The following is a 14,936-nucleotide window of genomic DNA, read 5'->3' as shown; positions in this document are numbered from 1 at the left end:
GCAAGCTCGCGTCATCGCTTCGATGGCACATCGCCGCGCTCGCGCCGGCGCGCGGTCGTCATGGTCCCGCTCACCGCGCCGGCGCCAGGCCGTAGGGACATGAGCTGGTGCCCGGGAAGGACAGGCGCCGCCCGGACCCGTCCATACAGACGACTCCGCCGTCCCCATACGTCTGGCCCGATGTCGACGGCCCCGTCGTCTGCGGCGGCGGCGGCGCCGTCGCGCGTGCGCGCGCCGCCGCCTCGGCACGCTTCTTCTCTTCCTCGTCGTACTTGGCCAAGCCGGCGGCAGCTTCGCTCAGCAAGGCCTGCTGCTGAGGCGCAGTGAGGAAGCCCGTAACCGGCTGGTTGCGGGCCTTCTGCCAGCCCTGGATCATCTCGCGGGTGCGCGGCCCGAAGGCGCCGTCGATGCCGCGCGTGTCGAAACCGAGCGACGTCAGCGCGACCTGGATGCGCTGGCGATCGGTCGGGCTCAGCCGCAGCGCCACCTCGGCCGCCTCCGCGGTGGACTTCAAGGCGGCGGCCTCCGACTCGGCGCGCGCCCTGGCCTCGGCTTCGGCTTTCTGGCGGGCATCGGCCTCGGCCTTGAGCTTCGCGTCGGCTTCAGCCTTCTCGCGCGCTTCGGCCTCGGCCTTCTGCCGCGCTTCGGCGGCCGTCTTCTGGCGCGCCTCGGCCTCGGTTTTCTGCCTGGCCTCGACCTCGGCCTTCTGACGCGCGGCCTCCTCTGCCCGCTGCCGCGCTTCCATCTCGGCTTTCTGCCGGGCGTCGGCTTCCGCCTTCTGTCTGGCCTCCGCCTCGGCTTTCTGGCGCGCCGCCGCCTCGGCCTTCTGCCGCGCTTCGGCTTCCGCCTTCTGCCTGGCTTCGGCCTCGGCCTTCTGGCGGGCTTCCGCCTCGGCCTTTGCCCTGGCTTCCGCCTCGGCCTTCTGCCGGGCAGCCAACTCTGCGCGTTGACGCGCCTCGGCATCGGCCCGCTGGCGTGCCTCGGCTTCGGCCTTCTGCTTCGCCTCGGCTTCGGCTTTCTGGCGCGCCTCGGCTTCGGCTTTCTGGCGCGTCTCGGCCTCGGCTTTCTGGCGCGCCTCGGCCTCCGCCCTTTGCCGGGTTTCCGCCTCGGCCTTCTGCCGAGCTTCCGCCTCCGTCCGTTGCCGGGCGGCAGCCTCGGACTGCTGCCGCGCTTCGGCCTCGGCCTTCTGTCTCGCCGCCGCCTCGGCGAGCTGACGGGCCTGCGCTTCGGCTTTCTGTCGGGCTTCCGCCTCGGCCTCCGCCTTGGCGTCGACCTCGGCCTTTTCCTTCGCCTCGGCCTCCGCTTTCTGGCGCGCCGCCGCCTCGGCCTGTTGCCGCGCTTCGGCCTCGGCCTTCTGCCTGGCCTCGGTCTCCGCCTTCAACCTCGCGTCCTGCTCGGCCTTGAGCCTGGCCTCCTGATCGGCCTTCTCCCGCGCCGCTGCCTGCTGAGCGATGACCGTCGGATCCTGGATGACCATCGGACCGGGCTTCGGGGAAAGCGCCCAGTAGCCGCCCGCCGCGAGGAGCAGCACGGCCAGCGCCACCCCGCCATAGAGCAGCCCCTGTTTGCCGCCGATCCCGGCCGGCGGAACCGCCGCCACCGCAGGCGCCGCAGCATCAGGCGGAGGCGCCGATGGCGGCGGTCCCGACCGCGACTGGGAGGTGGGCGCGTGCAGCGTCGACCCGTGCGTGGTCAGCCCGTGCCTGGTCGGCTCGTGCGTGGCGGGTGATTGCGTGGAGGGCGATCGCGTCGACGGCGATTGCGTGGAGCGTGACCTCGTGCCGATCGACGGCTCGCCATCGGCTGGCGCCGACGACTTGCTGCGCGAGCGGCTCCTGGCACCGATGATCGTCTCGCCGTCCTCGGCATCGTCCGATCCGGTGAGCTCTCGCCGCCAATTGGCTATGGATTGCGGCCGGTCCTTCGACCGCACCGCCAGCCCGGCATCGACCGCTTCCAGCAAGGTGTGCGTGAAGCCCGCCGGCGCGAGCTCGACGAGCGGCTTGTAGGTATCGTTGAGGGCGCGCTCCAGCGAGCTCGGCGGCGCGTGCCCGGTGATCGTGTGATAGATCGTGGCCGAGAGGCCGTAGATGTCGGTCCACGGTCCCTGCCTGTCCGACGTGAGCTGCTCGGCGGCGGCATAGCGCGGCGTGAAGATCGCGGTCATCGCCGCGGTGCGATCGGCCATCGAGGCGCGCGACGCGCCGAAATCGATCAGCGTCGGGTTGTCGTGCGAATCGAGGATGATGTTGGCCGGCTTGATGTCGCGGTGCAGGAAGCCGGCCTTGTGCACTTCCTCGAGGCCGTCGAGCAGGCGGCCGAGCATGCGCTGGACGATCGCTGGCGGCAGCTGCTTGTCGCGCTTGAGACGCTGCTCGACGGTGTCGCCGCGCGCCAATGCCATGACCATGTAGGCCGTCCCGTGGGCCTCCATGAAATCGTAGACGCGCACCACCGCCGGGGCGCCTTCGAGCGTCGCCAGGATGCGGGCTTCCTCGAGGAAGCGTTCGCGGCCCCAGATGAAATCCTCGGCGTGCTGCGTCGAGCGCGGCACCACCGTCGTGCCGCCCTCGCGCAGCGCCAGCGCGGTCGGCAGGTACTCCTTGATCGCGACCTCGCGGCCCAGCACCGTGTCGCGCGCGTAGTACGTTATGCCGAAACCGCCCTGGCCCAGGACCGACACCAGCTCGTAGTTGCGCAGGCGCGTGCCGGCAGGAAGGGTTCCGCGGAGCCCGTCCTCCTTGGCATCAGCTTTGGCATCGGCAGCCATGCCTATCTCAGTGCATGGAATGTGAACTTTGAGATTTCGTAGTTTAGGTGCGCCGCCGAGATAGCGTCAAGAATGGCGACGCAGCATTCCACCAGACCGCAGGAAAACGGCCCTACGAAGGCGGAGACGCGACGAACTCGGGAACGCCATGTGCATTGGCGCACCGTTCCGGTGCGCGAATCTTCACTTGTCCAATTCGCGGAAAGGTGCAGATATCTCGCTTCCGCCCGGTACGATCGTCCGTCAGAGCCTTTGGGGAAAACGAGGAGTCCGTGCCTGCGATAGAACTGAAGCCACTGATCGGACGCCTGAACGATGTCTGCCGCCGCGCCCTTGAAAGCGCAGCGGGCCTGACGGCCTTGCGGACGCACTACAACGTCGAGATCGAGCACATGCTGATCGGTCTGCTCGATCGCAGCGATACCGACATGGCGGCGATCCTGCGCCGCTGGGAGATCGATCCGGGCCGCCTGACCAACGACATCAACCGCTCGCTCGAGCGCATGAAGACCGGCAACGGCCGCGCGCCGTCGCTGTCGCCCGACATCGTCGAGATGGTCAAGCACGCCTGGCTGCTCGCCTCCGTCGAGCAGGGCGCGAGCCGCCTGCGCTCGGGCCATCTCCTGTGGGCGCTGCTGGCCGACGACATGCTGGCGCGGCGGGCGCGCGAAGCGTCGGGCCAGTTCGCCGCCATCCAGCCTGACATCCTCAAGCGCGACTACGTGGCGATTTGCGGAAACACGTCGGAAGCGGCCCAGGCCACCAGCCAGGCGGTCGGCTCCGAGGCGGCCGGCACGGGGGCCGGCGAGACGCGGCCCGGCGGATCGGGTGCGTTGGAGCAATTCACCATCGACCTCACCGCTCAGGCCAAGGCCGGCAAGATCGACCCCATCCTCGGCCGCGACGTCGAGATCCGGCAAATGGTCGATATCCTGACCCGCCGGCGGCAGAACAATCCCATCCTCACCGGCGAGGCCGGCGTCGGCAAGACGGCGGTCGTCGAAGGGCTGGCGCTGCGCATCGCCGCCGGCGACGTGCCGGCGGCCCTGAAGGACGTGACCCTGCGCACCCTCGATCTCGGCCTGCTGCAGGCCGGCGCCGGCATGAAGGGCGAGTTCGAGAACCGCCTGAAATCGGTGATCGACGAGACCAAGGGCAGTCCCAAGCCGATCGTGCTGTTCATCGACGAAGCGCACACGCTGATCGGTGCCGGCGGCGCGGCCGGCCAGAACGACGCGGCCAACCTCCTGAAGCCGGCCCTGGCCCGCGGCGAGCTGCGCACCATCGCCGCCACGACGTGGGCCGAATACAAGAAGTATTTCGAGAAGGACGCCGCCCTCACCCGGCGCTTCCAGCCGATCAAGGTCGAGGAGCCGAGCGAGAAGCTGGCCACCGCCATGATCCGCGGCCTGGTCGGGACGCTCGAGCAGCATCACAAGGTGCGCATCTTCGACGAGGCGGTGAGCGAGGCGGTGCGCCTGTCGGCGCGTTACATCCCCGCCCGCCAGCTGCCGGACAAGGCGGTGAGCCTGATCGACACGGCATGCGCGCGCGTGGCGATGAGCCAGAACGCGACGCCGGCGCCGATCGACGACCGCCGCCGCCGTATCAGCCTGATCGATACCGAGCTCAGGATCATCGAGCGCGAGGAGCAGGGCGGTCTCGACCATACGACGCGGCGCGGCGAGCTCACCGCCGAGCGCGAGACGCTCGCCGCCGAGCTGGCCCAGCTCGAGGAGCGCTGGCATGCCGAGCGTGCGCTGGTCACCGAGATCGACGCGGTGCGCGCCAAGATCGAAGCCGCCGCCGCGCCCGCCGCAGACGGCGCCCCGGCGCCGCAAGCGGTCGACGGCGCCGCCGAGCGCGCCAAGCTCGCCGATCTGACCAAGCGGCTGCATGCGCTTCAGGGCGAGCAGCCGCTGATCTTCCCGATCGTCGACGGCCAGGCGATTGCCGAGATCGTCGAGAGCTGGACAGGCATTCCGGCCGGCCGCATGCAGTCCGACGAGATCAAGACGGTGCTGAACCTGCGCGACGCCATGGAGAAGCGCGTCGTCGGGCAAGGCCATGCGATGGAGGCGGTCGCCCGCGCGATCCACACCAGCCGCGCCGGCCTCACCGATCCACGCCGGCCGATCGGCGTCTTCCTGTTCGTCGGCACGTCGGGCGTCGGCAAGACGGAGACCGCGCTCACGCTGGCGCAGCTGCTCTATGGCGGCGAGCAGAACGTCACCACCATCAATATGGCCGAGTTCAAGGAGGAGCATAAGGTCAGCCTGCTGATGGGCAGCCCGCCGGGTTATGTCGGCTACGGCGAAGGCGGCGTTCTCACCGAGGCGGTGCGCCGCCGTCCCTACAGTGTCGTGCTGCTCGACGAGATGGAGAAGGCACATCCCGGCGTTCAGGACGTATTCTATTCGGTGTTCGACAAAGGGAACATGAAAGACGGTGAAGGCCGCGACATCGATTTCAAGAACACCGTCATCATCATGACGAGCAACGCCGGCACCGATCTCATCACCAAGCTGTTCGCCGACCCGGAGACGGCGCCCGATGCCGCCGGCCTCGCCGAGGCGCTGCGCCCCGAGCTCGCGAAGTTTTTCAAGCCGGCGTTCCTCGGACGACTGACGCTGGTGCCGTATTTCCCGCTGTCGGACGAGATTATTCGCCAAATTGTCGTAATGCAGCTCGAGCGGATTCGTCGCCGCGTGCGCGAAAGCCACCGCGCGAGCTTCAACTGGGCACCGCAATTGGTCGAAACGATTGCGGCGCGTTGCACGGAAAGCACATCGGGCGCGAGAAACGTGGAAAATATTCTCACGCGCACACTGCTGCCCGAATTGTCTGCTGAAGTGCTGTCTCGATTGGCCGACGGGGAGTCAATCAGCAGTGTTCACGTCGACGTCGATACGGATGGATCGTTCAAGCTCGCTATCAATCAATCCTGAAGACGTCTTTTCCTTTCCCCTTTTTCATCGAAGGAGCCAAACATGGCGATCTATATGAAATTCGGCGACATCAAGGGTCAGGTGCAGACGGAAGGGTTCAAGGATTGGATCGAGCTGCAATCCATGCAGTATGGCGTGAGCCGCAACACCTCCAGCGGCGCCGGCGGTGCGGGCCGCGAAGGTGCGCACCCGCACATCAGCGACATCGTCATCACCAAGAACTTCGATGTGGCGTCGCCGAAGCTCTATCAGGATTCGGTCGCCGGAGCATTCCACAGCAAGGTCGAGATCAAGCTGACGACGACGACCAAGAACAAGATCGACACGTATCTCGCCCTCGAGCTGACGGACTGCGGCGTCTCCAGCTACTCGACGAGCGCGCACGGCGGCTCGGGCGGCGATGCGCCGATGGAAAGCTACACGCTCAACTTCACCAAGATCATGTACACGCCGTCGCCGCTCGACACGAAGGGCACGCCGGTCAAGGGCGCCGTCGTCACCTACGACCTGCTGAAGATGAAGGCGAGCTGATCGCCATCCCGGATGCCCCTCCCCAGCTCTGCTGGGGAGTCGACACAACTCGATCCCTCCCCCGCATCGGGGGAGGTGCCCCGTCACACGGGGCTGAGGAAGGCCCCAGTCGTGATCTTTAAGATTGCGACGTCGGAAGCGGGAGCAATCCGGGCTGGGCCTTCCCCTTCCGGCCCTGCGGGCCCCGACTACGGGCCTGCGGGCCCCGACTATGGCGGCAGGCACTCGAATTCCGGCCCCGCGAGCACCTCGTCCAATGCTCGGCAGGGCAGCGAACCTACCCGGCCGGCGTATCGGGCCGCTTCATCCCCAGGCTGGTCAGCAGCGCGCTCCGCGAGCCCTCGTCGGCGATCAGCTCGGCGACGAGCTCCGGCCAGGCCATCCGGGCGCGCCGCACCGCCTCGTCCAACGTGTAGCCGATCGGCGAGTTGGGCTCGTTACGCTTGAACCAGAGGGCGATCTCTTCCAATTGGCGCAAGGCCTGCTCTCGCCCGGCAATCGGGCCATTGACGAGGGCCACACCCGATGCCGCCGCGACCGCAACGGGCGCCGCCCCGACGGCGGCGACAGATGTCTGGCCATCGGCGGGAGCCGGTCCGCCCTCGCTCTCCCCGCCTTCCGCCGGCGCAAAGCGGTTGCAGGTGTCGAGCATGAGCTGCAGGGTGTCGCGCACCCGAATGCCCGACGGGCTGGCCGGGCCGGCCTTTTCGTCGAGCGTGCGTCCCATCGCTTCCCAGGCCGTCATGGCCTCGGCCAGCAGCGTCCGCTGAGCCGCCCAGTGTGCCTTGCCGGCCGCCCGCGCCTCGTTCTCGACATCCTCGAACGGCACGACGCCGGCGGCGATGCGCTGCTCGCGTCGCTCGGGGTCGAGGATGCCGGCCAGCTCGAGCGAGGACTGGTACTGCCACAGGCAGAAGGGCGAGCCGTCAGGCCGCGCGAAAAGCGGAAGCTTCCGGAGGGGCTGCATCAGCGTGCCGTCCGCCCCCTGGCCGGACAGGCCGGCGACGGCGGCGACGCGAAATTCGACGTCGCCTTCCTCAGGCAACGGAAACACGCTGTCCCAGTAGCGCTCCACCAGGCCGCCGATCACCGAGGCACCGGCCGCGAGCCCCTCCAGCCCCGCCGTCCGGACCAGGGCCTCGGTCAGCCAGGTCGCAATCTCGAGGTCCTTGGTCGATTCCCTCAACGCCCCGGCGGCAAGCGTGGCGACCGGCCGCCACTTGCCCTGCAAAGCCTCGTCGCCGCCGCCGTCGCCCTGCCGGTCGGGGCTGTCGGCCTGGCGCTCGGCATCGCGCGCATCGGCGCGGGCGTCACGCAGGCGAAAATAGACCGAGGTCGGGGTGTAATCTTCCCGCAGATCGGTCCCCACGGGCTGGTCGCCGGGAATAGCGGCCAAGATCGCTTCGAGGTCGTCCGGCCCGAATTCCAAAGCCATCGCGGAAACACCCCCTGGAGTCGACTGATTTGATACAATTCATCCCGCAACGTCATACTGTCAAACTGCGCCCGGACGGGCTCCCGTACTTGTCAGCGCTTGGGCGCGTCGCCATCATCAATGCCGGCCAAGCGTTTCGTGGACGCCCCCACCTGTCCAGCGTATTCTCGTCCTATCGGAGGTCCTGCCAATGAGCTCCAGTATTCACGACAAGCTCAACCGCGTTCGCAAGCCCCGGGTCCACATCACCTACGATGTCGAGACCGAGGGGGCCGAGATCCAGCGCGAGCTGCCGTTCGTGGTGGGCGTCATGGGAGATTTTTCCGGCGACCCGACGGCGCCGCTCAAACCCATGGCCGACCGGAAATTCATCCAGATCGATCGCGACAACTTCAACGAGGTCATGGCCAACATGACGCCCGGCCTGAAGCTCAAGGTCGACAACAAGCTGGCCAACGACGGTACCCAGATGGCGGTCGATCTGAAGTTCAATTCGATGGACGATTTCGAGCCGGCGCGGGTGGCCGCCCAGGTTCCCGCGCTCGCCTCGCTGCTCGAGGCGCGGGCCAAGCTGCGCGACCTGATGAGCAAGGTCGACCGCTCGGAGGAGCTCGAGAACCTGCTCGAGCAGGTGCTGAGCTCCGAGGCCGATCTCAAGGCGCTGTCCGGCCAGCTCGGCGCCAAGAAAGCGGAGGGTTGATAGATGGCTGAGACCGCACGCCAAGCGGATGCTGGCGCCGCCGTTACCGAGGCGGCACCCGGTCTGCTCGACCAGATCATCACGAATACAAAGCAGACCGAGCCCGACCGCGCCCAGGATCTCGTCAAGAATCTCGTCGAGCAGGCCCTGGCCGGCACGGTCACCTTCGACCGCAACCTGACGCGCACCTTCGACAAGGCGATCGCGGCGATCGATGCCAAGCTGTCGGCCCAGCTCAACGCGATCATCCACGATCCCAAGTTCCTCAAGCTGGAGGGCAGCTGGCGCGGCCTGCACTACCTGGTGCAGAACTCGGAGACCAGCACGACGCTGAAGATCCGCGTGCTGAACCAGACCAAGCGCGAGCTCAATCGCGACCTGACGCGCGCCATCGAATTCGATCAGAGCCAGCTGTTCAAGAAGATCTACGAGAACGAGTTCGGCACGCCGGGCGGCGAGCCCTACGGCGCCCTGATCGGCGACTACGAATGGACCAGCCATCCCGACGACATCGAGACGCTCCGGCTGGTGTCCAACATCGCGGCCGGTGCCTTCGCCCCCTTCATATCGGCGGCCGGCTCCTCGATGTTCGGTTTCGACAGCTGGACCGAGCTCTCCAAGCCGCGAGACCTCGCCAAGATCTTCGAGACCGCCGAGTACACCAAGTGGCGCAGCTTCCGCGACAGCGAGGATTCGCGCTTCGTCAACCTCGTCATGCCGCGCGTCATTGCCCGCGTACCGTACGGCAAGGAAACCAAGCCGATCGACGAGTTCGAGTACGAGGAGGCGCCGCTCGACGCCAGCGGCAAGTCGCGCGTCATGGACCACAGCTCCTATTGCTGGTCCAATGCCGCCTATGTGATGGGCGCGCGCCTGACCGACGCCTTCGCCAAGACCGGCTTCTGCACCGCCATCCGCGGCGCCGAGGGCGGCGGCAAGGTCGAGAACCTGCCGACCCATGTCTTCAAGTCCGATGACGGCGACGCCGACACCAAGTGCCCGACCGAGATCGGCATCACGGACCGCCGCGAGTTCGAGTTGTCGAATCAGGGCTTCCTGCCCCTCTGCCACTACAAGAATACCGACTACGCCGTCTTCTTCGGCGGCCAGACGACCCAGAAGCCGAAGAAGTACGATCGCCCCGAGGCGACGGCCAACGCCGCCATCTCGGCCCGCCTGCCCTACATCATGGCGACCAGCCGGTTCGCGCACTACCTGAAGGTCATGGCGCGCGACAAGATCGGCAGCTTCATGGAAGCGAGCAACGTCGAGAGCTGGCTCAATCGCTGGATCCAGAACTACGTCAACACCAACGAGAATGCCGGCCAGGACATGAAAGCCCGCTTCCCGCTGCGCGAGGCGAGGGTCGAGGTCCGCGAGATCCCCGGCAAGCCGGGCTCGTACAACGCCATCGCCTACATGCGGCCGTGGCTCCAGATGGAGGAGCTGACCACCAGCATGCGCATGGTCGCCAACATCCCGAAGGCCGCCTGACCGCGCGGCCGCCGGGCCAGCGCACGTCACACCCATGGCCGAATCGGCCGCCCCCCTGCCGATCGACGAGATGGCCGTCGGACCGGTTCCAGCGACGGCCCAGGAACCGGGCCGCGCGCTGCGCGATCCGATCCTCGCCGGACAATTCTTCGGCGAACGACATGCCGCCGGCGCTGCCGGGCTGGCGGCCTTCCTGCATGGCGGCGGCAGCGCCTTCGACGCCCTCCGGACATGGTTCGGCGAGGCGATCGTGGGATTGCTCGCGGCCAGCCGCGACTCCCTGCGCGCCGCCATCGACCGCGACATCGCCGAGATCGATGCGGCGATCGGCACCCAGCTCGACGCCATCCTGCACGCGCCGCGCCTGCAGGCGCTCGAAGGCCGCTGGCGCGGGCTCGCCTGGCTTGTCGGGGGCGTCGAGCCCGGCCGACGGGTCAAGGTGCGCGTGCTCTCCATCCGCTGGCCCGAGCTCTGCCGCGATCTCGAGCGCGCGCTCGAGTTCGACCAGAGCAACACCTTCAAGAAGATCTACGAGGAGGAGTTCGGCATGCCGGGCGGCGAGCCGTTCGGCCTGATGATGATCGACCATGCGGTGCGCCATCGAACGGCGGCGGGTGCCACCACCGACGATGTCGGCGCGCTCGGCCTCCTGTCCGCCGTCGCCGCTGCGGCGTTCATGCCGGTGGTGCTGTCGCTGCATCCCTCCGTCCTCGAGATCGACCGCTTCTCCGACCTCGACGGCGTGCGCGACGTCGCGGCGCCGCTGCGCAACGTCGAGCATCTGCGCTGGCGGGCGCTGGCCGGACGGGCCGACATGCGGTTCATCGCCGTGACGCTGCCCAGCCTGCTGGCGCGCCATCCCTGGACCGACGATCCGAGCCGGGTCGACGGCTTCCGCTATTGGGAGCACGCGCCCGATGCAGACAGCCGCGTGTGGATGAGCGCAGGCTATGCCTTCGCCGCCTGCGCGGTGCGCGCCTTTGCCGAGAACGGCTGGCCGGCCGATGTGCGCGGGGTCGAGACCGACCGCGAGGGCGGCGGCCTCGTCACCGATCTCGCTCCCGAGCCGTTCGCCAGCGGGCCGCCCTTCGCCTGGCCGCGCACCGCCATCGAGTACCAGCTCAGCAATCGCCAGGAGCAGGATCTGGTCGATGTCGGCATGATGCCGGTTTCCGCCCTGCCCTTCGGCTCCGACCTGGTGTTCGGCGCCGTGCGCAGCATGCAGGCGCCGGCAACCTACACCGGCGCCACCGCGGCGGCGGCGGATGCCAATGCGCGGCTGTCGGCGCAGGTCAACTCGATGCTGTGCGCCTCGCGCTTCGCCCATCTCCTCAAGGTGATGGGCCGCGACATGGTCGGCTCCTTCAAGACCGCCGACGAGATCGAGCGGCAGCTCAACCGCTGGCTCCAGGAATACGTCAACACCAACATCGACAGCACCGGCGAATCGCGGGCGCGCTTCCCCCTCGTCGAAGGCGAGGTCCAGGTGCGCGAACGGTTGGGCAGGCCGGGCGTGTTCGGCTGCATCATGCGGCTGCGGCCGCACTATCAGCTCGAGGACGTGTCGACGACCTTTCATCTGGTGACCGAGATCGCCGCGCCGTCCTCGGGGGGCTAGGAGTGGATTCGACCCAGCCTCGCGCTCCTCATTTTCCTTTCCAGCTCCGCTGGGGAGGAGCGGACACATCTTTCATGTTCCCCTCCCCAGCTACGCTGGGGAGGGCCATGATGCGGCCCCGTCAGGGGCTAGCCAGATAGACGCAAAAGACTATTGATAGCGGCCGGCCGGTCGCCTTGGATCATCTTTCGCAAGGAGCCTCGATGTCACAGCCGACCTCAACGCCTGCTGCTCCCGGCGACGCCGGCAAGCTTTTCCGTGAGGGCCGCCTGGCCGAGGCTCTGGGGGCGGCCAATGCGGCGGTCCGCAAGACGCCGACCGATATCGGCAGCCGCGTCCTCCTGGCCGAGCTGCTGCTGTTCGCCGGCAACGTCGATCGCGTCGACGTCGTCCTCGACGCCTGCGCCGACCTCGATCCGACATCGGCCATCGTCGTCGCCGAGTTCCGCCAGCTCCTGCGCGGCGAGACGGCGCGCCGCCAGCTCTTCAGCGAAGGCCGGGTGCCGGAATTCCTCGGCGAGCCGACGGCGGCCCAACGCCTGGCGCTGTCCGCCGTGGTCGCCCTGCGTGAAGGCGATGCCGCCGGCGCCGGCAAGCTCGCTGCCGAGGCCGAGGAGGTGCGCATTCATCCCAGCGGCAGCACCTCGGACGGCCCGTTCGACGACATGCGCGATGGCGACGACTTGCTCGGTTGCTGCTTCGAGGCGATCACCACGACCGGCAAGTATTTCTGGCTGCCGCCCGAACGCATCATCGACATGCAGCTGCATCCCCTGAAGCGGCCGCGCGATCTGTTCTGGCGCCGCGCTACGGTGCAGGTCGCCGACGGGCCCGACGGCGACGTCTACCTGCCGACCATCTACCCGCCGCTCGGCAAGAGCGCCAGCGAGCCGACCGACGCGCTGCGCCTGGGCCGCGCCACCGACTGGCATCAATTCGGCGAGAACGGGCCGACCCGGGGCATCGGCGCCGTCACCCTGGTGGTGGGCGAGGAGCCGAGAACCTGGCTGGAATTGGCCTCGATCCAATTCAAGAGTGCGGCATGAGCGACACGCGCGGCGGCCGCGGCAGCCTGGACGGCGGATCGCGCAATCCGCCGCGCCGGGCGCAGCTTCCCCTGCTCGACCGGCTGATCGATGCCGATCCAACGGAGCCGACCGATCGGCCCTTGTCGGCGGCGGCGGCAATGAACGCGTTGCGCGCAAGCGTCGGCCACGACCTCGAGCAGCTGCTCAATACACGGCGGCGCTGGCGCTCGTGGGACGAGCGTTACGGGGAGCTGGAGCGTTCGCTGGTCGGGTTCGGCCTGCCGGACTTCGCCGCCGGCGCCTTCAACGATCCGCGCCGGCGCGAGGAATTGCGCCAGCTCGTCGAGGCCTGCATCCGCCGCTTCGAGCCGCGCATCACGAGCCTGCGCGTCACCCTGCTGGAAGCGGCCGACGAGGTCAGCGCCACGCTGCGCATGCGCATCGAGGCGCTGCTGAGCGCCGACCCGGTGCCCGAGCCGATCACCTTCGACACGCTGGTCGATCTCGACACCAAGAACGTGACCGTGGCCACGAGAGAAGGCTGACGCGTGTCCGACGCCCTGCTCGCCTATTTCAATCGAGAGCTGGAAGCCTTGCGCGGGCTGGCCAGCGAGTTCGCCGAACGCCATCCCAAGATCGCCGGCCGCCTGCGCCTGACCAAGGACACGATCGACGATCCCCATGTCAGCCGACTGCTCGAAGGCGTCGCCTTCCTCGGCGCGCGCGTGCAGCACCGGCTCGACGACGAGTTTCCCGAGCTCACCGACGCGCTGCTCTCGGTGCTCTACCCCCACTATCTGGCGCCGCTGCCGTCGGTGGCGATCGTGCGCTTCGCGTCCGATCCCGAGATGGCCGGGCCGGCCCGCCTGCCGTCGGGCCTGGCGATCGCCACCGAGCCGGTCGGCGGCGAGAGGTGCTCGTTCTCCACCGCCTATCCCCTGACCTTGTGGCCGGTCGAGGTCGAAGCCGTGCGGCTGTCGGGCATGCCGCTGCCCGCTCCGGCCAACCCGGCGGCAAGCGGCGCGATGGCCTGCCTGCGCATCAGCCTGCGCTGTCCCAATCCGGACATGACCTTCACCAAGCTCGGCATCGACCGGCTGCGTTTCTTTCTCGGCGGCGAGCACGGCGCGCAGCTTCTCGAGCTGCTGCTCGCCCACACGATCTCGGTCGCGCTCGCCGACGACGTGATCGATCCCCAGCCGGTGATCCTGCCGCCGGACACGCTGCAGGCCGTCGGCTTTGCCCCCGAGGAAGCGCTGTTTCCCTGGCCGGCCCGCTCCTTCTCCGGCTTCCGGCTGCTCAGCGAGTACTTCGCCGCGCCGGAAAAGTTCCACTTCATCGATTTCTGTCGGCTCGACGCCAAGACCCTCATCGCCGCCGGCAACAAGATGGACATCTTCGTCTATCTCGACCGCATGGTGCCGGCGCTCGAGCGCACGCTCCAGGCGAGCAGCATGATCCTGGGCTGCACACCGATGGTCAACCTGTTCGCCCATCGCTGCGAGCCGATCGCTCTCGATCACACCAGGATCGAATACCGTGTCGAACCCGATGCGCGTCGACCGGGGAGCTTCGAGGTGTGGTCGATCGAGCGTGTGCGCGAAAGCCTGCCGGGCGGCGATTTCCGACCGTGGAGCCCGTTCCACCGCCTGACGCGCAGCGAGTTGAGCGACGACGAGGAGGCCAAGGTCGGCGGCTTCTACGGCACCGCACGTCGCGACATCAGCGGCGGCATCCGCGGCACCGATGTCTTCCTGCTGCCGCACGATGCCGCCTTCGACCCCGAGCAGCCGGCCGGCAGCGTGCTGTCGGTCGATGCGATATGCTGCAATCGCGAGCTGCCCGCATCCCTGCCGTTCGGCGGCGGCCGACCGATCTTGCAGCTGGTCGAAGGCGCTGCCGTCGTGACCGGAGTCACCTGTCTCACGGCGCCGACACCGACCCTGCGCCTGCCGCTGCACGAGCGCGGCTTCTGGCGCCTCGTCTCGCACCTGTCGCTCGGCCATCTCAGCGTGGTCGGCGGCGAGAGGGCTGCCGAGGCGCTGCGCGAGGTTCTGCGTCTCTACGATTGTCGCGATTCGACCGAGTCGAGAGCCGCCATCCGTGCGCTCGTCAGCGTCACCTCGAGGCCTGGCACCGCGCGCATCCCCGGATTGCAAGGCCCGGGCGCACGCGGCGGCGGCTTCTGTCGCGGCCTCGACGTGACGTTGACCTTCGACGAGCAGGTCTGGAGCACCGGCGGGCTGTACGTGCTGGCTTCCGTGCTCGACCGCTTTCTCGCCTTGCATGCCACGGTGAACTCGTTCGTGCGCACGCGGGTGGTCCTGCGCGGCCGCACCGAAGCTGCCGCAAGCTGGCCACCGCGCGCCGGCAGCCACGTGCTGTTGTGAACGTGCCGTCGGCCACCCCCGG

At 68.2% G+C, this 14,936-nt stretch carries 10 protein-coding genes; 8 read left to right on the top strand and 2 right to left on the bottom strand.

The window, feature by feature from the left end:
• Window positions 1-70 precede the first annotated feature (70 nt).
• The gene (locus ACILR9_RS22770) at window positions 71-2,770 is read right to left on the bottom strand and encodes a protein kinase domain-containing protein (RefSeq protein WP_395712253.1); all 2,700 of its coding nucleotides are present in this window, start codon (window positions 2,768-2,770) and stop codon (window positions 71-73) included.
• Window positions 2,771-3,042: 272 nt separating this feature from the next.
• Here ACILR9_RS22770 and tssH point away from each other — a divergent pair, with 272 nt between their 5' ends.
• Together tssH and ACILR9_RS22760 are read left to right on the top strand one after the other, a co-directional pair.
• Complete coding sequence (tssH, locus tag ACILR9_RS22765; protein ID WP_395712252.1) at window positions 3,043-5,718, top strand: type VI secretion system ATPase TssH; 2,676 nt, start codon at window positions 3,043-3,045, stop codon at window positions 5,716-5,718.
• Window positions 5,719-5,760: 42 nt separating this feature from the next.
• On the top strand, window positions 5,761-6,249 hold the full coding sequence (locus ACILR9_RS22760) for an Hcp family type VI secretion system effector (protein WP_395712251.1): 489 nt from the start codon (window positions 5,761-5,763) through the stop codon (window positions 6,247-6,249).
• Window positions 6,250-6,526: 277 nt separating this feature from the next.
• Here the strand turns inward: ACILR9_RS22760 and tssA are convergent, their stop codons facing one another.
• The gene (gene tssA, locus ACILR9_RS22755) at window positions 6,527-7,684 is read right to left on the bottom strand and encodes a type VI secretion system protein TssA (protein ID WP_395712250.1); all 1,158 of its coding nucleotides are present in this window, start codon (window positions 7,682-7,684) and stop codon (window positions 6,527-6,529) included.
• Window positions 7,685-7,874: 190 nt separating this feature from the next.
• On the opposite strand from tssA, the gene tssB reads away from it, so the two are divergent.
• The 6 genes from tssB (at window position 7,875) to tssF (ending at window position 14,914) form a co-directional block, all read left to right on the top strand.
• Complete coding sequence (tssB, locus tag ACILR9_RS22750) at window positions 7,875-8,384, top strand: type VI secretion system contractile sheath small subunit (protein ID WP_395712249.1); 510 nt, start codon at window positions 7,875-7,877, stop codon at window positions 8,382-8,384.
• A 3-nt stretch (window positions 8,385-8,387) separates the two neighbouring features.
• Window positions 8,388-9,878, top strand: coding sequence for a type VI secretion system contractile sheath large subunit (gene tssC, locus ACILR9_RS22745; protein WP_395712248.1), 1,491 nt, complete (start codon window positions 8,388-8,390; stop codon window positions 9,876-9,878).
• A 34-nt stretch (window positions 9,879-9,912) separates the two neighbouring features.
• Complete coding sequence (tssC, locus tag ACILR9_RS22740) at window positions 9,913-11,496, top strand: type VI secretion system contractile sheath large subunit (protein WP_395712247.1); 1,584 nt, start codon at window positions 9,913-9,915, stop codon at window positions 11,494-11,496.
• A 203-nt stretch (window positions 11,497-11,699) separates the two neighbouring features.
• Window positions 11,700-12,542 carry a type VI secretion system accessory protein TagJ gene (locus ACILR9_RS22735; protein ID WP_395712246.1) on the top strand — a complete coding sequence of 281 codons (843 nt, stop codon included), beginning with the start codon at window positions 11,700-11,702 and terminating at the stop codon, window positions 12,540-12,542.
• Window positions 12,539-13,069, top strand: coding sequence for a type VI secretion system baseplate subunit TssE (gene tssE, locus ACILR9_RS22730; RefSeq protein WP_395712245.1), 531 nt, complete (start codon window positions 12,539-12,541; stop codon window positions 13,067-13,069). The genes ACILR9_RS22735 and tssE overlap by 4 nt, the downstream gene beginning before the upstream one ends.
• A gap of 3 nt (window positions 13,070-13,072) precedes the next feature.
• Complete coding sequence (tssF, locus tag ACILR9_RS22725) at window positions 13,073-14,914, top strand: type VI secretion system baseplate subunit TssF (protein ID WP_395712244.1); 1,842 nt, start codon at window positions 13,073-13,075, stop codon at window positions 14,912-14,914.
• The last annotated feature ends 22 nt before the right edge of the window (window positions 14,915-14,936 follow it).

This window comes from Reyranella sp., from assembly GCF_044224635.1.
GTDB lineage: Bacteria > Pseudomonadota > Alphaproteobacteria > Reyranellales > Reyranellaceae > Reyranella.
The sequence above is the reverse complement of the archived record's forward strand: the minus strand, read 5'-3'. Positions and strand labels throughout refer to the sequence as shown.